At 67.6% G+C, this 3,283-nt stretch carries 2 protein-coding genes; one reads left to right on the top strand and one right to left on the bottom strand.

The window, feature by feature from the left end:
* A partial coding sequence (gene guaB / locus JWQ89_RS14605; RefSeq protein WP_299642171.1) for an IMP dehydrogenase occupies nucleotides 1-1,189 on the bottom strand: 1,189 nt, incomplete at its 3' end.
* 466 nt (nucleotides 1,190-1,655) lie between these two features.
* Here guaB and JWQ89_RS14600 point away from each other — a divergent pair.
* A partial coding sequence (locus JWQ89_RS14600; protein ID WP_299642170.1) for an elongation factor G occupies nucleotides 1,656-3,283 on the top strand: 1,628 nt, incomplete at its 3' end.

The following is a 3,283-nucleotide window of genomic DNA, read 5'->3' as shown; positions in this document are numbered from 1 at the left end:
GATACGACTTATAGGAGCGGCCCTGGTAGAGGTAGACCTCGCCCGGGCTCTCGTCGGTGCCGGCGAGGAGCGAGCCCACCATGGCGCAGGACGCGCCGCCGGCAAGGGCCTTCGCGAGGTCGCCCGAGAACTTGATGCCGCCATCGGCGATCACCGGGATGCCCTGCTTGTCGGCCTCCTCCGCGCAGGCCATCACCGCCGCCAGCTGCGGCACGCCGACGCCGGCGACGATGCGCGTGGTGCAGATCGAGCCCGGGCCGATGCCGACCTTCACCGAATCCGCCCCGGCATCGATCAGCGCCCGCGTGGCTTCGGCGGTCGCGACGTTGCCGGCGACGATGCGGGTAGAATTGCTCTCGCGCTTCACCCGCTCCACCGATTTCAGCACGCCGGTCGAGTGCCCATGCGCCGTGTCGATCACCAGCAGGTCGACGCCCGCGTCGATCAGCGCCAGCGAGCGCTCGAAGCCGGCATCGCCGACGCCGGTGGCTGCGGCAACGCGAAGCCGGCCCTGCGCGTCCTTGACCGCATGCGGGTTGAGCTGGGCCTTCTCGATGTCCTTGACCGTGATCAGCCCGACGCAGCGCCCCTCGTCGTCGGTGACCAGCAGCTTTTCGATGCGATGGGCGTGCAGCAGGCGCTTGGCCTCGTCCCTGCTCACCCCGTCGCGCACCGTTACCAGCCGCTCGTGCGTCATCAGTTCGGCGATGCGCTGGCGCGGATTGTTGGCGAAGCGCACGTCGCGGTTGGTGAGAATGCCGACGAGCTTGCCGATCCTGCGGCCGCCCACGCCGCCGTTCTCGACCACCGGAATGCCGGAGATGTGGTTGGACTGCATCAACGCCAGCGCATCGGCCAGCGTCGCCTCGGGGCCGATGGTGATGGGGTTCACCACCATGCCGCTCTCGAAACTCTTCACCGCGCGGACGTGCTCGGCCTGGACGAGAATGTCTAGGTTCTTGTGGATCACCCCCATGCCGCCGGCCTGGGCCATGGCGATGGCCATGCGGCTCTCGGTCACCGTGTCCATGGCGGAGCTGAGGATCGGGATGTTGAGCTCAATGTCCTTGGTCACCCGCGTGCGGATGTCCACATCGGTCGGCAGCACGTCGGAGCGCGCGGGCTGCAGCAGCACGTCGTCGAACGTCAGTGCGCTATCGCCGGTGATGGAAGTAATGATCTTCGCCAAGGGGTGGGCCCTTCCCTTCTGAGCAGCAGAAAAACGGAAGCCCGCAGCGGGAACGACTCGACGTCCGGCTACGGGTTGGCGAGGGTGATTACCACCGGACCGGGGGTTTGGGAAGGGCGCTGACTGCAGAGCACCAATGCCGATGGAGGCGTCTCCCTCCCCCTTGCGGGGAGGGGTGAGGGGTGGGGGTCCACAGCCACCGGCGGTTGGGATCTGTGCCTCGGTGCCGACTGCAATGCTTGCGCGAGCCGACCCCCACCCTGTCCCCTCCCCGCAAGGGGGAGGGAGACCAAAACACTTGCTCTGGTGGAAGTGCTCTCCCGCCCCCTGTCCACACCCTCACGCCCCTGACGACAGCCGTCCCGAAAAGTCCTAAACTCAAACCCGCGGACGCGCCTCCACGGTGCGGGGAAACTGCACGAAGAGGACGTCGCCAGAGGAACATATCGCGAACGAGGAGGAGTAGATGGCAAACGAAAACGGCAGACAAGCCGGGCCCCGGTGCATCGCGCTGGTGGGACCGTTCGCGAGCGGCAAGACGTCGCTGCTCGAGGCGATCCTGATGCGCACTGGGGCCATCACCCGGCAGGGCCATGCGAGGGATGGCAACATGGTGGGCGATGCCTCGCCCGAAGCCCGCTCAAACGGCATGAGCGTCGAGGTCAACGTCGCCGAGGCCAGTTTCATGGGCGACCGCTACACCTTCATCGATTGTCCCGGCTCGGTCGAGTTCCAGAACGAGGGACTGCCGGTGCTCGCCGGCGCGGACATGGCCGTGGTGGTCGCGGAAGCCGACCCCAAGAAGGTCGCCGCGCTGCAACGGATCCTCCGCGATCTCGAAGCGCGGAAACTCCCCCACCTCATCTTCCTCAACAAGATCGACAAATTGAGCGGCCCGGTCCGTGACATCCTCCAGATGCTGCAGCCGGCGAGCCGCGTGCCGCTGGTGCTACGGCAACTGCCGATGAGCAGTGGCGGCGTGGTCAGCGGCTGCATCGACCTGGCGCTCGAGCGCGCCCATGTCTACCACGAGGCGGCCGAGAGCGAGATCGTCGCCCTGCCCGATGGCGAGAAGGCCGACGAAGTCGCGGCGCGCACTGCCATGCTCGAGCAGATCGCCGACTTCGACGATGTGCTGATGGAGCAACTGCTCGACGACGTCGCGCCGGAAAAGACCCTCATCTTCAAGGACCTCGTCGAGGAGATGCGGGCCGGCAAAATCTGTCCGGTGTTCATCGGCTCGGCCGAGCACGGCAACGGCATCACGCGGCTGCTGAAGGCCATCCGCCACGAGGCGCCGACCGTCAAGGAGACCCGCGCCCGGCTCGGGCTCGCCGATGGGCCCGGCACGGTCGTGCAGATTCTCAAGACCATGCAGACCGCCCGCAGCGGCAAGATGTGCATCGCCCGCGTGCTGTCGGGCAGCGTTGCCGATGGCGCGACGCTTCGCTCGGCGGACGGCCGCGAGAGCAAGGTGTCGGGGATTTTCCGGGTGATGGGCCAGGAAACGCAGAAGCGCGACGCGGCGCAGGAGGGCGAGACGGTCGCACTCGGCAAGGTCGAGGCGGCGCGCACCGGCGATACGCTGTCGGCCGGCCGCATGGTGCCCGATCTCGCGCCGCTGCCGGAGAGCGTGCCGATGATGGCGATCGCCATCGCGCCCAAGGAGCGCAAGGACGACGTGCGGCTCTCGACGGCGCTGCAGCGCATCCTCGAGGAGGACCCATCGCTGCGGCTCACCCATGTGCCCGAAACCGGCGAGACAGTGCTCGAGGGGCATGGCGAGATGCACCTGCGCGTGGTGGTCGAGCGGCTCACCGGGCGCTACGGCGTGCCGGTCACCACCTCGGTGCCGCGCATCGCCTATCGCGAAACCATCAGGAAATCGGCCAATATCCGCGGCAGGCACAAGAAGCAGTCGGGCGGTCACGGCCAGTTCGGCGACGTGGTGCTCGCCATCAAGCCGCTGCCGCGCGGCGGCGGGCTTGGGTTCGACGAGAAGATCACGGGCGGGGTGGTGCCGCGCCAATATATCAGCTCGGTTGAAGCCGGGGTGCGCGAGTATTTCGGCATGGGCGGCCCGCTCGGCTTCCC

The sequence above is a fragment of the Devosia sp. genome, from assembly GCF_028290645.1.
Lineage (GTDB): Bacteria > Pseudomonadota > Alphaproteobacteria > Rhizobiales > Devosiaceae > Devosia_A.
The sequence above is the reverse complement of the archived record's forward strand: the minus strand, read 5'-3'. Positions and strand labels throughout refer to the sequence as shown.